Here is an 18194-nt window from a genome sequence, read left to right as displayed (position 1 = left end):
CCGGCCTCCCAAGCGAGCTGGGCCTGTGATATCGATTTTCAGCCTACCCGGTATCACAGGCCCGCCGACCGTTCGCTCAGGTCACGTTGAGGCGGGCCGCCAGGCGCAGCAGGCCCGGGGAGAGGCGGCTGAGGAAGCGGGCGGCCTTGGCTTCGGGGGTGACCGGGACGACCGGCTTGCCGGTGCGGACGGCGTGCAGGATCGCGGTGGCGACCTTCTCCGGCGGGAAGCCCCGGCGGGCGTAGAGCTTCGCGGCGCGGGCCTGCTTGGCCGCCTGCTGGTCGGCGCTGGTGGCGGAGAAGGTGGAGGTGCGGGTGATGTTGGTGTTGACGATGCCGGGGCAGATGGTCGAGACGCCGATGCCGTGCCCGGCCAGTTCGGCGCGCAGGCAGTCGGAGAGCATGAACACGGCCGCCTTGCTGGTGGCGTAGGCGGTGAGCGCCTTGGACGGCAGGTAGGCGGCGGCGGAGGCGAGGTTGACGATGTGCCCGCCCCGGCCGCGGTCGGCCATCAGCGAGCCGAAGGCGCGGCAGCCGTGGATCACGCCCCAGAGGTTGACGTCCAGGACGCGCTGCCACTCCTTCTCGGTGGTCTCCAGGAACGTCCCGGAGTGGCCGATGCCCGCGTTGTTGACCACCACGTCGGGGACGCCGTGCGCGGCGGCGACCGCCTCCGCGAAGGCGTCGACGGCGGCGCCGTCGCTGACGTCGACCTGGTAGGCGTGCGCCTGGGGGCCGAGCAGGGAGGCGAGTTCGGCGGTGCGCCGGGCGGCGCCGTGGTCGAGGTCGCAGACCACCACCCGGGCGCCCTCCTCGGCGAAGGCGAGCGCGGTGGCCCGGCCGATGCCGCTGCCGCCGCCGGTGATGACGACCAGCGGGCCGTCGCCGGCCGGGTCGGGGGCCTGTCCGGCGTCGACACCGGCGGTGAACTCGCGGACCATCCCGGCCACGGCGGTTCCCTTCTCCAGGAGGGCGGACCAGTGGGTGGCGTGCAGGGAGCGGCGGGTCAGCCTGGGCACCCAGCGCTCCAGCCCCTCGGAGAGGTACTCGCCGACGTAGTGGTCCCGGGTGAGGGTGATCAGCTGGACCGGCACCTCGGTGGGCCGCTCACGCGGATTGCGCAGGGTGGGGCGCATGTTGGCCCGGTAGAGCTCGATGCCGCGCACCGCGTCCCGCCGCAGGGTGGGCTGCGGGTGGCCGGGCCGCGGGGTGACGGCCTCCAGGTCGCGCAGCACCCGGGGCCAGGCGCGGGCCAGGCCGAGCCGCCAGATGCCGGGGGCGAGGTAGGGCAGGTGGAAGGCCGTGATGTACCAGGAGTGCACGCCCTGCGCGAGCAGTTGCCGCAGGTGGCGCGGGGTGGGGCGGCGGTAGCGCTCGCGCATCCAGTGGCCGATGTGGTCCAGGCAGGGGCCGGACATCGTGGTGTAGGAGGCGAGCCGCCGCTCGGCGCCGGGCGAGGTGACGGCCTCCCAGGACTGCAGCGAGCCCCAGTCGTGGGCGACCACGTGCACCGGGCGGTCCGGGCTGACCGCGTCGGCGACCGCGAAGAGGTCGGCGGCCAGGTGCTCCAGCCGGTAGCCCTCGCGCGAGGCGGGCACTCCGGACTCGCCGGCGCCGCGCACGTCGTAGCGGACCACGTGGTGGTCGCGGGCGAGGTCGGCGGCGATGTCGTCCCAGACCACGTGGGTGTCCGGGTAGCCGTGCACCAGCAGGACGGTGGGCGCGTCGGGGTCGCCGTCCTCGAAGACGGCGAGCGGCAGCCCGCCGGAGTGGACGGTGCGGCGGCGGGTGGTGGTCATCGGGTCGCCTCCTGGGCGGTCGCCTCGGCGTGGGCAGCGGTCCAGCGCCGCACGTGCGGCAGGTCGTCGTCGAGCCAGTACGCGTCGTCCTCGGTGACCACCAGCAGCTCCTCGAACTTGATGCCCACCGCGCGGAACCCGATGTGCGGCTCCACCGCCCACAGGCCCGGGGTCGGCGCGTGCCGGGAGGACCGGCCGTCCGCCCAGAGCGGGGAGCGGCCCTGGAGGCGCTCGCCGATCAGCTCGCGGCCGAGCGTCTGGAGTGTACGCACCCCGAAGCCGAGGACGTTCACCCCGGCCGGGCCGCGGCTGGTGGTCCGGGTGACCTGGTGGCCGATCACCCGGCCCGGGTAGACCCGGTGGCGGTTGTCGTAGCCGTGCGCGGCGATCTGCGCGTCCACCGCCGCGTACACCTCGTCGAGCGGCCGGCGGGCGCGGACCTCGGTGAGGATCAGCTCGCGGTAGACCCGGAGGTCGGCGGCCAGCCGGTCCCAGACCGGGTTCTCGCCGACCTTGCCGCCGTAGCCGATGTCGGCGGTGTAGCCGTCCACGATCGGCGCGCAGTCCAGGACGTACGGCATGCCGTCCTCCAGCCGGCGGTTGCCGGCGAAGAACTGCAGCGGGGTGCGGAAGTGCCGGAAGGCGGTACGGTCGCCGAACCAGGCGAAGGGGACGTGGAAGAAGTCCTGCACGCCGGCGGCGACCAGGCACCGGCGCAGCTCGGCGGTGGCCTGCCGCTCGGTCACCCCCGGTTCGATCCAGGCGGCGACCTGTTCGGCGCAGTGGTAGGCGAGTTGCTGGACCTCGCGGAAGCGGTCCAGGTCGTGGTCGGTGAACGGGAAGGCCGGGGTGCGGGGCACGGCCGGGGGGCGAAGCGGCACGGCGGGCTCCAGTGCTAGAGGTCCAGGACGAGGGTCTCGCCCCCGGCGGCCCGGGAGACGCAGGGCAGCAGGGCGCCGGCGGCGCGCTGCTCGGGGGTGAGGCGGCGGTCGCGGTGGTCCGCGGCGCCGGCCACCAGCCGGACCTCGCAGGTGCCGCAGAAGCCCTGGTGGCAGGAGTACGGCAGGTCCGGGCGGGCCTCCCGGAGCACGTCCAGGGCCGACCGGTCGGCGGGGACGTCGAGCACCGGGCCGTCCGGGCCGAGCTGGACGGCGAACGGCTCGCCGCCGGTGACCGGGGCGGCGCCGAACCGCTCGAAGTGCAGGGCCCGGGCCGGCGATCCGTCCAGCGCGCGCTGGACGGCGGTCAGCATGGGGGCCGGGCCGCAGCAGTAGACGGCGGCGCCGCGCGGGGCGTGGGCCAGCAGCTCGGCGCCGGTGGGCACCCCGCCGTGCTCGTCGTCGGTGCGCAGGTGGACCCGGCCCGGGTCGAGGCCGCGCAGCAGCTCCGCGTAGGGGAGGGTGTCGGCGCTGCGGCCGACGTGGACGAGGTGCCAGTCCAGGCCGTGCCGCCGGGCCTCGTGGACCATCGGCAGCAGCGGGGTGATCCCGATGCCGCCGGCCAGCAGCAGGACGGCCGGCTCGGCGCAGAAGGCGAAGCCGTTGCGCGGGCGGCGGGCGGTCAGCCGGCTGCCGGGGTGCAGCTCGCGGTGGATCTCCTCCGACCCGCCGCCTCCCCCGGGCAGCCGGCGGACCGCGATCCGGTAGGCCCGCCGGTCGCCCGGGTCGCCGCAGAGCGAGTAGTGCCGCTCGCGGCCCGAGGGCAGCGCGAGGCGCAGGTGCGCGCCGGGCTGCCAGGGCGGGAGCGCCCCGCCGGAGGGGTCGCCGAGCAGCAGCTCGACGACGTCGGTGGCGATCGTCCGACGGGCGGTCACCACCAGCTGCAGCGCCGGGGTGGGGCGGCCGAACGGGCGCCGGGGGCTGCGGCGCAGCAGCGGGCCGCCCAGCGCGGGGGTGTAGCGGTCGCCGAAGGCGGTCAGGCCTCGCATGAACCGGTCCGCGCGGGGGCGGCCGTAGAGGTCCGGGGGCGGGTTGTGCAGGTCCATCCGGGCGACTCTCCTGGCGTCAGTGGGCGGCGGCGCGGGCGGCCGGGGAGGTGGCGAGGTAGCCGAGGGCCTGGCTGGAGGAGCCCTCCTGGGTGGGGTGGTAGCCGGGCCGCAGGTAGCGCAGGCCGGAGCGGAGCGAGCGGACCGGGTCGGGCAGCAGGCCGCGCCGGGCGAGCCGCCGGGCCTCCCGCCAGCTGGGCCGGATCCGGCCGTCCAGGGTGGGGTCGGCGGCCAACAGGAAGCGGGCGCCGCGCACCCAGAGGTGGACCAGCAGGGGCCCGGAGACGGCCATGCCGCGGATCCGGCGGGCGTAGCCGGGGTCGAGGTGGACCATCAGGTCGTAGGCGACGCTGCGGTGCTCGACCTCCTCGGCGCCGTGCCAGCGCAGCAGGTCCAGCATCGTCGGGTCGGCCTTCGCCCGGTCCAGGCCGGGCGAGTTGAGCGCCCAGTCGCCGAGGAAGGCGGTGAAGTGCTCGATCGCGGCGACGAAGGCGACCCGCTCGACGATGTTCTCGCGCCGCCGGACGGGCGGGAGGCCGGGCTTGTCCCCGAGGACGCGCTGGAACAGCCAGGTGACCTGGCGGACGTAGGGACGCGGGTCGAGGCCCTGGCCGAGCAGGTGGTCCAGCACCTCCTGGTGGGCCTCGGCGTGGATGGACTCCTGGCCGATGAAGCCCAGCACCTCCTCGCGCAGCCGGTCGTCCCGGATCAGCGGCAGCGCCTCCTTGAACACCTTGACGAACCAGCGCTCGCCCTCCGGGAGCAGCAGGTGCAGGACGTTGATGACGTGGGTGGCCATCGGCTCGTCGGGGATCCAGTGCAGCGGCAGCCCGGACCAGTCGAAGCGGACGTCCCGGGGCTCCAGGACGAGGCTGTCGTGGACCCGGGCGGCCGGGGCGGCGACGGCGGGAACGGGTGTGGTGGTGCGGGGCATGGAGGCCCTCCTGACCTGGGGGCGGGGCGGCTCGGCTCGCGCGGCACCAGGCAACTTACTCGCGGGTAGCGCCTGCTACAAGGGTTTCGGCAGCCCTTATCGACATCGAGTCTAATAGGTGATGTGCACCGGACGGCGGCCCGGGAAACACGCGAGCCCCGCCGGGATCCGGCGGGGCTCGTGGGCGGGGGCGGCCCCGGAGGGTCAGACCGCCATCGCGAGCATCAGCGGTGCGGCCCGGGCGGCCAGCAGCTCGGCGGCCGCCTTGAGCCGGTGCACGTTGTCGAGCGGCATCGAGGTGGCCAGACAGCCGACCGTGCTCCCCGCCGTCACCGGCACGGCGGCGCAGACGGTGCCGAGCGCGTACTCCTGGATGTCCAGCACCGGCACGGTGGCCGGCTGGCGCTCCAGCCGGTGCATCAACTGGTCGGCGTCGACGACCGTCCGCGAGGTGAGCCGGGCCACCGGGTGGCGGGACAGGTGGTCCCGGCGGGCGTCGTGGTCGAGCTGGCTGAGCAGGCACTTGCCGATCGCGCTGGCGTGCGCGGTGGCCCGGAAGTCCACCCACTCCTGCACCGCCGGCGCGTGCTCGGCGGCCGCCACCGCCTCCACCGACAGCTCGCCGTCGTGGTACCGGGTGAAGTACACCGCCGCGCCCAACTCGTCCCGCAGCTCCGCGAGTTTGCGGTCCAGCCGGGCCCGGACCAGCTGCTCCCGGTTGTACTGCCCGAGCAGCGCGAAGGTGCCGCCGAGCACCCAACCGCCGTCCTGGCACTGGAGGTAGCCCTCGATCTCCAGGATCTCGGCCAGCCGGCGGACGGTCGGCAGGGCCAGGGACGTCTCCCGCGCGAGGGAGACCAGGGTGGCACCGCCGGGGTGCCGGTCGACGGCCTCCAGCAGTCTGAGGGCGTGCTGCAGGGAGGTGAACGGACCGGGCACGCCCTCGTCCAGCATGGCGTGGCGACCCGGGGCTGGTGTCGACATGTCGTCCCCTTCCGATGTCCCCCAGGGAGTTACCCGCGGGTGTTCTCCAGCCTAACCACCCGGGGACGTCGGCCGGTGCCGCTCCGCGGATATTCGTGCAGGTACGGTAAAGAACTTGACCGGCGCCGGTGCCGGGTGCTCTGTGCGGACAGCACAACGGCCCCTCCCCCACTGCCCTGGGGGGAGAGGCTCGGTGTGCGGCCGCCGGGGTGCGGGCCCCGGCGGCCGGTGAGGGTGGTTCACAGCGGACCGGAGGGACGCCCGGTCAGCCCTCGTCGCCGGCGCGGAGCTTGGCCACGGCGGCCTCCAGGCGGCTGCCGTACTCCTCGTCGGCCGCGTGGAAGTGGGCGAGGTTCTTCTCGACGATGTCGTCGCGCGTCACCTGCGCCAGGAAGCCCGCGATGTTGTCGATCAGGCGGGTCTTCTCGCCGGCCGACATCAGCCGGTAGAGCTCACCGGCCTGGAAGAAGTCGTCGTCCTTGGTGTGCGCCGGCGTGGTGTAGGTGCCGGTGTGGCCGTTCAGCGCGACCGGCGCGGCGAGCGCGTTGTCGGTCTGGGCCGGGCCGTCGTACGAGTTGGGCTCGTAGTTCTTGCCGCGGCCGGACTTGTTGACGGCGGCGAAGCCGTCGCGGCCGTAGTTGTTCGCCTCGGTCGCCCGGGGGGCGTTGACGGCGAGCAGCGTGTGGTTGACGCCGAGGCGGTAGCGCTGGGCGTCCGCGTAGGCGAACAGCCGGCCCTGGAGCATCTTGTCCGGGGACGGGCCGATGCCGGGCACGAAGTTGTTCGGCGAGAACGCCGACTGCTCGACCTCGGCGAAGACGTTCTCCGGGTTCTTGTTCAGCACCAGGCGGCCGACCTTGACCAGCGGGTAGTCGGCGTGCGGCCACACCTTGGTCAGGTCGAAGGGGTTGAAGCGGTAGTCCGCGGCCTCGGCGACCGGCATCAGCTGGACGTACAGCGTCCAGCTCGGGAACACGCCGCGCTCGATGGCCTGGTGGAGGTCGCGCTGGTGGCTGTCGGCGTCGGCGCCGAGCACCTCGGCGGACTGGCCGCCGTCCAGCGAGCGGATGCCCTGGTTGGTCTTGAAGTGGTACTTCACCCAGAAGGCGTCGCCCTGCTCGTTGACCCACTGGTAGGTGTGCGAGCCGTAGCCGTTCATGTGGCGGTACGAGGCCGGGATGCCGCGGTCGCCGAAGAGCCAGGTGATCTGGTGGGTGGAGGCCGGCGAGTGGGCCCAGAAGTCCCAGACGTTGTCGGCCTCCTGGACGCCCGTGTACGGGTCGCGCTTCTGCGAGTGGATGAAGTCCGGGAACTTGATCGGGTCCTTGATGAAGAACACCGGGGTGTTGTTGCCGACGAGGTCGTAGTTGCCCTCCTCGGTGTAGAACTTCAGCGCGAAGCCGCGCGGGTCGCGCACCGCGTCGCTGGCGCCCAGGTTGCCCGCCACGGTGGAGAAGCGCAGGAACAGTTCGGTGCGCTTGCCGACCTCGGAGAGGAAGGCCGCCCGGGTGTACCGCGACACCTCGTCGGTGACCTCGAAGTACCCGTAGGCGCCGGAGCCCCGGGCGTGCACGACGCGCTCCGGGATGCGCTCGCGGTTGAACCGGGCCAGCTTCTCCAGGAGCTGCTGGTCCTGGATGAGCAGCGGGCCGTACTCGCCGGCCGAGGCCGAGTTCTGGTTGTCGGCGACGGGCGCGCCCGACTCCGTGGTCAGGATCTTGGACATGGAGGGTCCTTCAGGGTCGACAAAGGCATGCGTGGAGAGGAGGTTGACGGCGTCTCAGACGCCGAGCAGGCGCCAGACGGCCGAGCGGCGGCGGGAGGAGTGCTCGCCGTCCGGGCCGTCGCCCGGCCGCAGCGCGGCGACGGCGGCGGTGGCCGCGGCCCGGTCCGCCAGCGGGCGGGCGGCGGCCAGGTCGGCGGCCTCCGCGCCGGTGAGACCGGCCTCGGTGAGCGCGGCGGCGGCCTCGGCGGCGGGAACGGCGTTGAACCAGCGCAGGGCGAGGGCCGCGCGGCCGGCCTCGGTCAGCCGGCCGGTGAGGCGCAGCCGGGCGAGGCCGCCGTCCGGGTACACGTTGATCCGGACGTGGGTCGCCGGGCGGCCGACGTCGAGCCGCAGGCGGTGCCGGGTGTCGGGCTGGAGTCGGGTGCGGGGCAGGATCTCGAACCAGCCGTCGGGGTCGGTGGCCGGGTCCCCGCCGTCGGTGGCGTCGTAGCCGGTCAGGTCGGCCCAGCCGGGGGCGTTGGCGACGAAGTGGGTGGTATCCACCTCGGCGGCAAGGACCTCGCCGCCCCCGGCCAGGGCGATCTGCACCCAGTCGTTGGCCTTGTCGCGCCGACGCCGGGTCTCCCAGCCCTCGCCCATGACGGTGGCGCGGCCGGGAGCGTTCAGGTTGTGCGGGGAGGAGAAGTAGCGGTCGGACGCCGCCTCGGCCACGCCGCCGAACTCCTGGGCGGCCAGGTCGAAGGTGAGGCCGTCCAGCTCGCGCGGGTCGGGCAGCACCTCGCCGTGCACCCGCAGCCGGGCGACCCCGCCGTCCGGGAAGATGTTGAGGCGTACGTGGGTGTAGCGGGTGCCGTCGGTTATCGCGAACTCGTGCGCGGTGTCGCCCCGGAGCGGGGTGCGCGGCAGCAGTTCGACCCACTCGGCGGCCGCGAGCTCCGCCGGCGACGGGTGCCCGGGAACGGCGGCGGCCTCGACCGAGGCGCTCTCCGGGTAGTTGCCGGTGAAGTGGGCGGTGTCCACGACGAGGCCGCGGATCACTCCGCCGACGCCGAGCCGGACGACCGCCCAGTCGTGGTCCTCGTCGGTGGGGTGCGGCTGCTCGGGGCCGGCGCCGCGGCGGCGCCTGGACTCCCAGCCGTCCATGATCTGGCCCTTGTGGCCGAAGGTGTGCGCGCGGAACGCCGCGGGCTTGGCGACCAGCAGGTTCTCCGCGTCCGCGAAGGTGTCCTCGTTGGTGGCGACGACGCCCGCGCCGAGCCGCCGGGAGGCCAGGTCGACCAGCTCGGTGAACGGAGCGCTCGGGGTGTTGACGGTGCTCACTGGGTCTCCTGGTGACGGGTGATCCGGCGGCCGAAGGGCTCGGCGGCGGTGTCGACCACCCGGCCGCGCAGCCAGGTGGTGCGGACGGCGCCGGCCAGCGTGCGGCCCGCGTAGGGGGTGACGGGATTGCGGTGGTGCAGCTCGGCGGCGTGCACCGCGAACGCGCCGTCCGGGTCGAAGGCCACCAGGTCGGCGTCGTGGCCGACGGCGATGGCGCCCTTGGTGCCGGTGAGGCCGACCAGGGCGGCCGGGCCGCTCGCCATCCAGCGGACCACGTCGGACAGCGTGTGGCCGCGGCGGCGGGCCTCGGTCCAGATCGCCGGCAGGCCGAGCTGGAGGGAGGCGATGCCGCCCCAGGCCGCCGCGAAGTCGCCGCTGCCGCCGAACTCGGGCAGCAGCTTGAGGTCCGGGGTGGACGGCGAGTGGTCGGAGACGATCGCGATGAACTCGCCGGCGGCCAGCGCGGCCCAGAGCGCGTCGCGGTTGGCCTCGTCGCGGATCGGCGGACAGCACTTGAACGCGGTGTCGCCGTCCGGCACCTCCTCGGCGGCCAGCGTGAGGTAGTGCGGGCAGGTCTCGGCGGTCACCCGGACGCCGTCCGCGCGGGCCTGCCGCAGCAGCGGCAGCACCGCGGCGGAGGAGACGTGCAGGATGTGCACCCGGGCGCCGGTCCGGCGGGCGGTGTCGAGCAGCCGGGCGACGGCCGCGGTCTCCGCGTCGGCGGGCCGGGAGGCGAGGAAGTCGCGGTAGTGGACGCCGGGTTGCTGCGGGGCGGCGGCGAGCACGGCCGGGTCCTCGGCGTGGATGATGGCCAGCGCGCCGATCCGGGCCTGCTCGGCCAGCGCGGCCTCCAGGTCGGCCTGCTCGACGTGCGGGAACTCGTCCACGCCGGACGGCGCCAGGAAGCTCTTGAAGCCGAACACGCCCGCGCGGTGCAGCGGTTCGAGGTCCGGCACGTTGCCGGGGACGGCCCCGCCCCAGAACCCGAGGTCGACCCAGGCCTGGCCCTCGGCGGTCTTCCGCTTGGCCTCCAGGCCGTCCACCGTGGTGGTGGGCGGGATGGAGTTGAGCGGCATGTCGATGATCGTGGTGACCCCGCCGGCGGCGGCGGCCCGGGTGGCGGTGGCGAACCCCTCCCACTCGGTCCGGCCGGGCTCGTTGACGTGCACGTGGGTGTCGACCAGACCGGGAAGCAGGGCGGTGTCGCCGAGGTCGGTGAGTCCGCCGTCGCCGGCCGTGAGCGCGCCGTGCCCGGCGATCCGCTCGATCGTGCCGTTGCGGATCAGCACGTCAGCGGGACGTTCGCCGTCCGGCAGCACGACCCGGCGGGAGCGGATCACCGCCGTCTCGCTGAAGGACGCCTCGCTGGGGGGCATGGGGGACCTCCGAAAACCTGGGTACGAGTGGGGTGTGCCGAAGGAATGCCCGGAGCCTAGGGCCGCCTTCAACAAAACGTCAATGTAGGAAGGTACGAGAGCCGGACGGCCCGCTCAGCCGCGCAGCAGCGCCCTCGCGAGGCGCTCCCCCGCGACCTCGGCCAGCTCCCCGGCCCGGGTCATGCTGTCCCCCGGCTGTTCCGCCAGGTCCGTGAGCGCGTAGGCCGCGGTGAAGCCGGCCGCCCGCCACTCGCGCTCCGACAGCTCCAGCCGTCCGGCCACGGCGGCCACCCGAACCCCCGCCCGGGTGGCCGCCGCGGCAACTCCGGCGGGCGCCTTGCCGTGGAGCGTCTGAGCGTCCAGGCAGCCCTCGCCGGTCACGACGAGGCGTGCCCCACGCACGGCCTCGTCGAAACCCAGCAGTTCGAGCATCAACTCGATGCCGGGTCGCATGGTGGCGCCGAGCAGGGCGAGGGCGGCGAAGCCCACCCCGCCCGCGGCCCCGGCGCCGGGGGCCTCCCGGACGTCGCGGCCGACCGCTTCGCCGACCACGTCGGCGAAGCGGGTCAGCCCCTCCTCCAGTACGACCAGGTCGTCGCCGTCGGCGCCCTTCTGCGGCCCGTAGACGGCGGTCGCGCCGCGCGGGCCGAGCAGCGGGTTGTCCACGTCGCAGGCCACCACGACCTCGACGCCGGTGAGCACGTCGGCCAGCGGTCCGAGGTCGAGCCGGGCCAGCTTGCGCAGTGCGGCGCCGCCCGGCGGCAGGTCGGCGCCGTCGGCGTCCCGCAGCCCGGCGCCGAGCGCCTGGACCATGCCCGCGCCGCCGTCGGTGCAGGCGCTGCCGCCCAGGCCGAGCACGATCCGCTTGGCCCCCAGGCTCACCGCCCGGCCGATCAGCTGGCCGACCCCGTAGGAGCCGGCCGCGAGCGGGGCGGTCCGGCCGCCGGGGAGCCTGGCGAGCCCGGAGGACTGCGCCAGCTCGACCACGGCGGTCTCGCCCCGGACGGCGAGCGCGGCGTCCACCGGCAGGCCGGTGGGGCCGGCCACCTTGGCCGGGATCCTGCTGAACCCGGCGGCCAGTGCGGCGGCCAGGGTGCCCTCGCCGCCGTCGGCGACGGGCAGTTCGCGGACCTCGACCCCGGGCGCGGCACGGCGGATGCCGGCGGCGATCCGGGCGGCGACCTCGGCGCCCTCCAGGGTGCCCTTGAACTTGTCGGGAGCTACGACCACATGGCCCTGGGTGGGGGTGGCGGGCATGGTGCGGGCCTCACTTCCGGACGGTTCTGGCGCTGGTTCGTCAAGCATGTGCCCCGGGAGGCCGGGACGCGGGGTGCGGCCCCCTCCCCGCCGTTCCCCTCGTCCCGCTTCCGACGTACGAGGGGCTCCCCTCGGCGAGGGAGGGGGCCGGGCGGCGCGCGGGCACGACCGAAGTGCCCCCGACAGGGAGTGCGCGCCGCCGGTTTGGTCGATCGGCAGGAGGCGGATGAGCCCCGGCCCGCCTGCCGATCGGGTCTGGCCTCCTGGTGGCGCGGGCACGACCGGTGAGGTACACGCCACCAGGAGGAGTCTCAGAGGTACCGCGGGGGTACCGCCGGTCCCGCGAGCGTCACGCGAGCTCGCGGCCGGAGAGCCGCTCGACGCCGCGCAGCAGCGCCGAGTGGTCCAGCGAACCGTCGCCGTTGGCACGGGCGGAGGCGACCAGCTGGGCCACCACCGCACCGACCGGCAGCGCGGCACCCACGGCACGGGCGGCGTCGGTGACGATGCCCATGTCCTTGTGGTGCAGGTCGATCCGGAAGCCCGGCGCGAACTCGCGGTTCAGCATGTTCGCCTTCTTGCGGTTCAGCACCGTGGAGCCGGCCAGGCCGCCGCCGAGCACGTCCAGCGCGGCCGCGAGGTCGACGCCGGCGTTCTCCAGGAACACCACGGCCTCGGCCAGCACCTGGATGTTGACGGCGACGATCAGCTGGTTGGCGGCCTTGACGGTCTGGCCGGCGCCGGCCGGGCCGACGTGGACGACCGTGGTGCCCAGCACGTCGAACAGCGGCTTCGCCTCGGCGAAGTCCTCGGCCGCACCGCCGACCATGATCGACAGCACCGCCTCGACGGCCCCGGCCTCGCCGCCGGAGACCGGCGCGTCCAGGGTGCGGACGCCCTTCTCCTTGGCGGCGGCCTCGACCTTGATCGAGGTCTGCGGGGTGATGCTCGACATGTCGATGACGAGCGTGCCGGGCCGCACGTTCTCCAGCACCCCGCCCTCCCCCAGGACGGCCTGCTCGACGTGCGGGTCGGCCGGGACCATGGTGATGACGACCTCGGCGTCCTTCACCGCGTCCGCGATGCTGCTCGCACCGTGGCCGCCGACCGCGACCAGCGCGTCGATCTGCGGCTGGGTGAGGTTGTAGCCGGTGACGTGGTGGCCGGCCTTGACGAGGTTGGCGGCCATCGGGCTGCCCATGATGCCGAGGCCGATGAAGGCGATCTTGCGGCTCATCGCGTCGTTCCTTTTTCCGTGGTGGGGTGGGGTGCGGTGGCTGCCGGAGCGCGGTGCGCTAGCCGGCCCGGTGCTCGCGCGGGAGCCACTCGAAGCTGTCGGCGCTGACGCCGCCCGCCGGGCGGTACTCCAGGCCGATCCGGCCGGTGTAGCCGGCGGCGGTCAGCCGGGCGAAGAGGTCCTCGAAGTCCAGCCCGCCGGTGCCCGGCTCGTTGCGGCCGGGGTTGTCGGCGATCTGCACGTGGCCGAAGCGGTCGGCGTAGGTGTCGATCACGGCCGCCAGGTCCTCGCCGTTCATGGCCAGGTGGTAGAGGTCGCAGAGGAACTTGGCGTTGCCCAGGCCGGTCGCGGCGTTGACCTTGTCGACCACCTCGACCGCGGCGGCCGCGGAGACCAGCGGGTAGTCCGGGGACTCGGGCTTGTTCAGCGCCTCGATCAGCAGGACGGCGCCGATCTCGTGGGCGGCCCGGGCGGCGACGACGAGGTTCTCCAGCGCGAGCGCGTCCTGCTCGGCCGGGTCCACGCCCTCGATCCGGTTGCCGTAGAGCGCGTTGAGCGCCGTGGTGCCGAGCGAGGCGGCCAGCCCGGCGGCGACCGGCACGTTGGCCCGGAAGCGCTCCTTCTCGGCCGGGACCGAGACGGTGCCGCGGGCGCCCTTGCTGAGGTCGTCCAGGAAGTTGAGACCGGTCAGCCGCACGCCGGCGTCGCCGAAGGCCTTGCGGAGCGCGTCCAGCTCGGCCTCGGACGGGGCGTGCTCCTCGCCGAACGGCCACCACAGCTCGGCGGCGGTGAAGCCGGCGGCGGCGGCAGCGGCCGGGCGCTCCAGGAGCGGGAGCTCGCCGAACAGGATCGACAGGTTGACGGTGAAGCTGTGCGCGGAGGCGGCAGTCACGTCAATCACCTCTCATCTCTCTTCCGTCTATCCGCAACTTCCACGATCCGGAAGAGGGATTCTGCTTGGTGGAAGCATGTCCGCCGCGCCGAGCGAGTGTCAAGACCGTCGCAACAATTTGTTGAAGAGGCCGAAACCGATCCCCCGCACCGGGCCCGCGCTGTTCGATCGACCAGCCGCCCCCCGGCGGCCGACCGCCCGATGACCGGCCGCGCTCCCGCTCGCTACAGTGAGCGGGTGCGATTGATGGTGGAGTTCACGACAGAACCGTTCGAACTGGACACGTTCCCGGAGCACGCCGTGGCGGCCCGGAAGGTGGTCGACGAAGCCGGCCTGGCCGTCGCGGTCGGCCCCTTCGGAACCGGCGCGGAGGGCGAGGCCGACCAGATCCTGGCCGCCGTGACCAAGCTGCTCCGGGAGACCCTGGACGCCGGCGCGACCCGGATCTCGGTCCAGGTCAGCGTGCTGGGCGAGGAGGGCGGTACGCCGTGACCGAGCACGTGGACCACCCCCTCGCCGCCGCGATAAAGCCGCTGCTGGAGGCCGTCGGCGCGACGCCCGTGCCACTGGCGGAGGCGAAGACCGAGGACGTCCTGCTGGAGTGGGAGGGCACCCCGGCCCTGGCCGTCCGGCTGCCCCACCTGAGCAGTGCGCTGGACCGGCTGCTGACCGAGATGGCCCGCCAGTTCGACGGCCGGCCGCTGGCCGAGCTGGACCGCTGGGAGAAGCAGCGCGTGGTCGCCCTGCTGGAGGAGCGGGGCGCCTTCACCGTCCGCCACGGGGTGGAGACGGTCGCCTCGGCGCTCGGCGTGAGCCGCTTCACCGTGTACAACTACCTCAACCGCCAGGACGGCACGAAGTCCGGCTGAGCGTGCGACGCCCCGGTCGGCCGCGTCGGCCGAGCGGGTGTGCCCCGCCGGCCCGGCCAGTCTTCATCAGCCCCCGGCGGGGCACACTTGTCTCATCGCACACGAAACGGCCCGGCAACCGGGACCGGTTCAAAACGTAACCACCAACCGTTCAACAAAGTGTTGACGGCCCGGTTGGGTGGATCTAGCTTGTGCGGGTGGCACCACTCTTCAGGAGGTCCACCCGTGACCAACCACCCCCACGCCCTTGACGCCCTGGCGGCGGCCGACGCCGCCGAGCTGAGAGAGCTCCTGCTGGAGGTCTGCTCCAGCCCCACCTGGGCCGACGCCGTGGCATCGGCCCGGCCCTGGCCGGACCGCGCGGCCCTGCTCGACGCCAACGCGACGGCCATGGCCGCACTGACGGCCGCCGACCTGCACGACGCGATGGCCGGCCACGCCCGGATCGGCACGCCCAAGGCGGGTGACGCCACCTCCGAGCGCGAACAGGCCGGCATCCGGGGAGTGGACACCGCACTCCTCGACGAACTGCACCGGGCCAACACCGCCTACGAGGCCAAGTTCGGCCATGTGTTCCTGATCTGCGCCACCGGCCGCACCGCGGACACCATGCTCGCCGCCCTGCGGGAGCGCTTCCCGAACGACGCCGCCACCGAGGCGGAGATCGTCCGGGGCGAGCTGCGCAAGATCAACGACATTCGGATCAACCGGCTGCTCGACGAGAACTGACCCGTCGTCAGCTACTTTCGACGTATCCACGTATCGACGTACCGTCACATCTGCCATCAGTAAGGTCACTTCACCCATGACTGGCATCTCCACCCACGTGCTCGACACCAGCCTCGGCCGCCCGGCCGAGGGTGTCCCGGTCGAGCTCGCACTGCACACCGAGGGTGGCTGGAAGGTGCTCGGCACCTCCGCCACGGACTCCGACGGCCGGGCCAAGGACCTGCCGGCCGCGGAGGCGGGCTCGGTCGTCCGGCTGCTCTTCGACACCGCCGCGTACTACGCGCGCACCTCCGCGGAGCCGCCGTTCTTCCCCGAGGTCGCGATCGTCTTCACGGTCGCGCCCGCGCAGCACCACTACCACGTGCCGCTGCTGCTGAACCCGTTCGGATACTCGGTCTACCGCGGAAGCTAGACCGCTTGATTGATTGGGAGCCTGTCATGGCCCACGTGCTCGGTCAGAACCAGTACGGCAAGGCGGAGAACCGCATCGTCCGCGTCTACCGTGACAGCACCCGTCACGAGATCAAGGACCTGAACGTCTCGGTCGCCCTCTCCGGCGACCTCGACGACGTCCACCTCACCGGCTCCAACGCCAACTGCCTGCCCACCGACACCACCAAGAACACCGTCTTCGCCTTCGCGAAGGAGTACGGGATCGAGTCCGCGGAGCAGTTCGGCATCACGCTGGCGAAGCACTTCGTGGACAACAACGAGCCGATCCACCGGGCCCGGATCCGGATCGAGGAGTACACCTGGGACCGGATCAAGACCCCGGACAACTCCGCGCGCTTCATCGGCTCGGAGGAGGTCGGCCACTCGTTCGTCCGCAACGGCGGCGAGACCCGCACCTGCGAGGTCGTCTACGACGGTGAGACCGTCCAGGTGATCTCGGGCCTCAAGGACCTCGTGGTGATGAACTCCACCAACTCGGAGTTCTGGGGCTACATCAAGGACAAGTACACCACCCTCCAGGAGGCGTACGACCGGATCCTCGCCACCCAGGTGACGGCCCGCTGGAAGTACGGCTTCGACGGCCGGGACGAGGAGCCCCAGCCCAACTGGAACCGCTCCTACACCCATGTGCGGCGCCACCTCCTGGAGGCCTTCGCCGAGACCTACTCCTACTCGCTGCAGCAGACCCTGCACTCGATGGGCACCCGGGTCCTGAACAACCGCGCCGAGGTGGACGAGGTCCGCCTGGAGCTGCCCAACAAGCACCACTTCCTGGTCGACCTGGAGCCGTTCGGCCTCAAGAACGACAACGAGGTCTACTACGCCGCCGACCGGATGTACGGCCTGATCGAGGGCACCGTGCACCGCGAGGGCGTCGTTCCGGTGATCCCGGTCGCCTGACCGCTCCCCACCCATGGACCCCGTCCGGCACCACCGCACCCCCCGGCCTCCCACGGCCGGCCGGCACCGGACGGTTCGCAGTACCCGCAACTCCTGCACCAGCAGTTTCTCCACCCCCCACCCACCGGAGATCGTGCCCGCCTCACGGCGGCCGGCCCGGGGTGCTGGAGAAGCGTCCCGAGGGATCCTTGCTCCGCCGTCCCGCCCTCGGGGGATCTCCAGCGCCGCGGGCGCGCCGAGAGCCAGGGCACAAGAGGGGCTCGACATGGCACTCCGTTCCACCCGCACCACAGACGGCGGTTCCACCCCGGAAAGACCACCCGGTCCGGACGGTGTGTCAACCCACCTCCCCGACACCCCTTCCGGGCCGGGAGTCCACCCCGTGGACGAGATGCTGCCGACGGTGAAGCTGGTCTCCACCGGTCTGCAGCACGTCGCCGCGATGTACGCGGGAGTCGTCGCTCCTCCACTCATCGTCGGCGCCGGCGTGGGGCTCTCCCCCACCGAACTCGCCCTGCTCATCTCGGCCAGCCTGTTCACCGCCGGACTGGCCACCCTCCTGCAGACCCTCGGCATCTGGAAGATCGGCGCGCGGCTCCCGTTCGTGAACGGCGTCTCGTTCGCGGGCGTCGCGCCCATGATCGCCATAGCCAAGGAGCACGGACCGAAGGACGCCCTCCCGGTGATCTTCGGAGCGGTGATCGTCGCGGGGCTCCTGTGCTTCCTCGCGGCGCCGTACTTCTGCAAGCTGATCAGGTTCTTCCCACCGGTCGTCCAGGGCACCGTGATCACCCTCATCGGGGTGTCCCTGCTGCCGGTGGCGGTGAACTGGGCGCGCGGCGGATCGCCGGGCGCCCCGGGATTCGGTTCCATGCGGGCCATCGGCCTCGCCGCGATCACCCTCCTCGCGGTGGTGCTCTGCAACCGGCTGCTGCGCGGCTTCTGGCAGCAGCTCTCGCTGCTCGTCGGGCTGGCGTTCGGCACCCTGCTCGCCTTCCCGCTGGGCCTGGCCGACTTCGGCGCGGTCCAGGACGCGAAGGTCTTCGCGCTCCCCTCCCCGTTTCACTTCGGCGCCCCCGTGTTCGACGCGGCCGCGATCGTCTCGCTCTGCATCGTCATGGTGGTCTCGATGACCGAGTCCACCGCCGACATGCTGGCGCTCGGCAAGATCGTCGACCGTCAGGCCGACGAGGCCACCCTCGCCGCCGGCCTGCGGGCGGACGGCCTGGCCACCGCGCTGAGCCCGGTCTTCAACGGCTTCGCCGCCAGTGCCTTCGCCCAGAACATCGGGCTGGTGGCGCTGACGAAGATCCGCAGCCGCTTCGTGGTCGCGGCCGGCGGCGGGATCCTGATCCTGCTCGGGCTCTTCCCGGTGCTCGGGTCGGTCGTCTCGCTGGTGCCGCAGCCCGTCCTGGGCGGCGCCGGGATCGTGCTCTTCGGCACGGTCGCGGCGAGCGGCATCCGCACCCTCGCGGAGGCCGGCATGGAGTCCAGCTCGAACACCATCCTGGTGTCGGTCGCGCTCGGGGTCGGGATCATACCGATCGCGGTACCGACCTTCTACGACGCTTTCCCGGAGGCCGTCCGCACCCTGCTGCACTCCGGGATATCGGCCGGCAGCGTGATGGCCGTCCTGCTCAACCTGCTCTTCCACCACGTCGGGGTCGCCCGCCGGTCGCCGGCCGACGGGAACCCCGCCACGACGGTGCCGACGGCGACACCGTCCTGACCGGTT

At 73.2% G+C, this 18194-nt stretch carries 16 protein-coding genes and 1 pseudogene; 6 read left to right on the top strand and 11 right to left on the bottom strand.

Annotation, left to right across the window (positions count from 1 at the left end; all coding sequences use genetic code 11):
* Nucleotides 1-76: 76 nt before the first annotated feature.
* The 11 genes and pseudogenes from ACFWA9_RS08310 to ACFWA9_RS08260 all read right to left on the bottom strand — a co-directional run bounded on the left by ACFWA9_RS08310 (nt 77) and on the right by ACFWA9_RS08260 (nt 13517).
* On the bottom strand, nt 77-1798 hold the full coding sequence (locus tag ACFWA9_RS08310) for an SDR family oxidoreductase (protein WP_380384522.1): 1722 nt from the start codon (nt 1796-1798) through the stop codon (nt 77-79).
* A complete protein-coding gene (locus ACFWA9_RS08305; RefSeq protein WP_380384519.1) occupies nt 1795-2679 on the bottom strand; it encodes a M24 family metallopeptidase in 885 nt (294 codons plus the stop codon). The genes ACFWA9_RS08310 and ACFWA9_RS08305 overlap by 4 nt, the downstream gene beginning before the upstream one ends.
* Before the next feature lie 14 nt (nt 2680-2693).
* Nucleotides 2694-3782: a PDR/VanB family oxidoreductase gene (locus ACFWA9_RS08300; RefSeq protein ID WP_380384516.1), complete on the bottom strand. Its 1089-nt coding sequence runs from the start codon at nt 3780-3782 to the stop codon at nt 2694-2696.
* A 19-nt stretch (nt 3783-3801) separates the two neighbouring features.
* Nucleotides 3802-4716 carry a metal-dependent hydrolase gene (locus tag ACFWA9_RS08295; protein ID WP_380384513.1) on the bottom strand — a complete coding sequence of 305 codons (915 nt, stop codon included), beginning with the start codon at nt 4714-4716 and terminating at the stop codon, nt 3802-3804.
* A 204-nt stretch (nt 4717-4920) separates the two neighbouring features.
* Nucleotides 4921-5700, bottom strand: a complete 780-nt coding sequence (locus ACFWA9_RS08290) for an IclR family transcriptional regulator C-terminal domain-containing protein (protein ID WP_329490603.1) — start codon at nt 5698-5700, stop codon at nt 4921-4923.
* Between the two features lie 265 nt (nt 5701-5965).
* Complete coding sequence (locus tag ACFWA9_RS08285; protein WP_352295118.1) at nt 5966-7426, bottom strand: catalase; 1461 nt, start codon at nt 7424-7426, stop codon at nt 5966-5968.
* Nucleotides 7427-7693: 267 nt separating this feature from the next.
* A pseudogene (gene alc, locus ACFWA9_RS08280) lies at nt 7694-8746 on the bottom strand (allantoicase); the annotation flags it as partial.
* The gene (gene allB, locus ACFWA9_RS08275; protein ID WP_352295114.1) at nt 8743-10122 is read right to left on the bottom strand and encodes an allantoinase AllB; all 1380 of its coding nucleotides are present in this window, start codon (nt 10120-10122) and stop codon (nt 8743-8745) included. The gene allB and the pseudogene alc, both read right to left, overlap by 4 nt.
* 114 nt (nt 10123-10236) lie before the next feature.
* Complete coding sequence (locus ACFWA9_RS08270) at nt 10237-11379, bottom strand: glycerate kinase (RefSeq protein WP_380384509.1); 1143 nt, start codon at nt 11377-11379, stop codon at nt 10237-10239.
* Between the two features lie 349 nt (nt 11380-11728).
* A complete protein-coding gene (locus ACFWA9_RS08265; RefSeq protein ID WP_329490598.1) occupies nt 11729-12616 on the bottom strand; it encodes a 2-hydroxy-3-oxopropionate reductase in 888 nt (295 codons plus the stop codon).
* Nucleotides 12617-12674: 58 nt separating this feature from the next.
* A complete protein-coding gene (locus ACFWA9_RS08260) occupies nt 12675-13517 on the bottom strand; it encodes a TIM barrel protein (protein ID WP_329490597.1) in 843 nt (280 codons plus the stop codon).
* Nucleotides 13518-13754: 237 nt separating this feature from the next.
* Between ACFWA9_RS08260 and ACFWA9_RS08255 the strand changes: the two genes are divergently transcribed.
* The 6 genes from ACFWA9_RS08255 to ACFWA9_RS08230 all read left to right on the top strand — a co-directional run bounded on the left by ACFWA9_RS08255 (nt 13755) and on the right by ACFWA9_RS08230 (nt 18188).
* Nucleotides 13755-14000: a thiamine-binding protein gene (locus ACFWA9_RS08255; protein ID WP_380384557.1), complete on the top strand. Its 246-nt coding sequence runs from the start codon at nt 13755-13757 to the stop codon at nt 13998-14000.
* A complete protein-coding gene (locus tag ACFWA9_RS08250; protein ID WP_380384505.1) occupies nt 13997-14377 on the top strand; it encodes a helix-turn-helix domain-containing protein in 381 nt (126 codons plus the stop codon). Before ACFWA9_RS08255 ends, ACFWA9_RS08250 begins: the two co-directional genes overlap by 4 nt.
* Before the next feature lie 225 nt (nt 14378-14602).
* Nucleotides 14603-15106 carry a 2-oxo-4-hydroxy-4-carboxy-5-ureidoimidazoline decarboxylase gene (gene uraD, locus ACFWA9_RS08245; RefSeq protein WP_352295111.1) on the top strand — a complete coding sequence of 168 codons (504 nt, stop codon included), beginning with the start codon at nt 14603-14605 and terminating at the stop codon, nt 15104-15106.
* A 76-nt stretch (nt 15107-15182) separates the two neighbouring features.
* Nucleotides 15183-15518 carry a hydroxyisourate hydrolase gene (gene uraH / locus ACFWA9_RS08240; RefSeq protein ID WP_329490593.1) on the top strand — a complete coding sequence of 112 codons (336 nt, stop codon included), beginning with the start codon at nt 15183-15185 and terminating at the stop codon, nt 15516-15518.
* Nucleotides 15519-15544: 26 nt separating this feature from the next.
* Nucleotides 15545-16459, top strand: coding sequence for a factor-independent urate hydroxylase (pucL, locus tag ACFWA9_RS08235; RefSeq protein WP_329490592.1), 915 nt, complete (start codon nt 15545-15547; stop codon nt 16457-16459).
* A 265-nt stretch (nt 16460-16724) separates the two neighbouring features.
* Nucleotides 16725-18188: a nucleobase:cation symporter-2 family protein gene (locus ACFWA9_RS08230; protein WP_380384500.1), complete on the top strand. Its 1464-nt coding sequence runs from the start codon at nt 16725-16727 to the stop codon at nt 18186-18188.
* Nucleotides 18189-18194 lie beyond the last annotated feature (6 nt).

The organism is Kitasatospora sp. NPDC059973 (genome assembly GCF_042737525.1).
GTDB lineage: Bacteria > Actinomycetota > Actinomycetes > Streptomycetales > Streptomycetaceae > Kitasatospora.
This window is presented reverse-complemented; position numbering and strand designations above follow the sequence as displayed.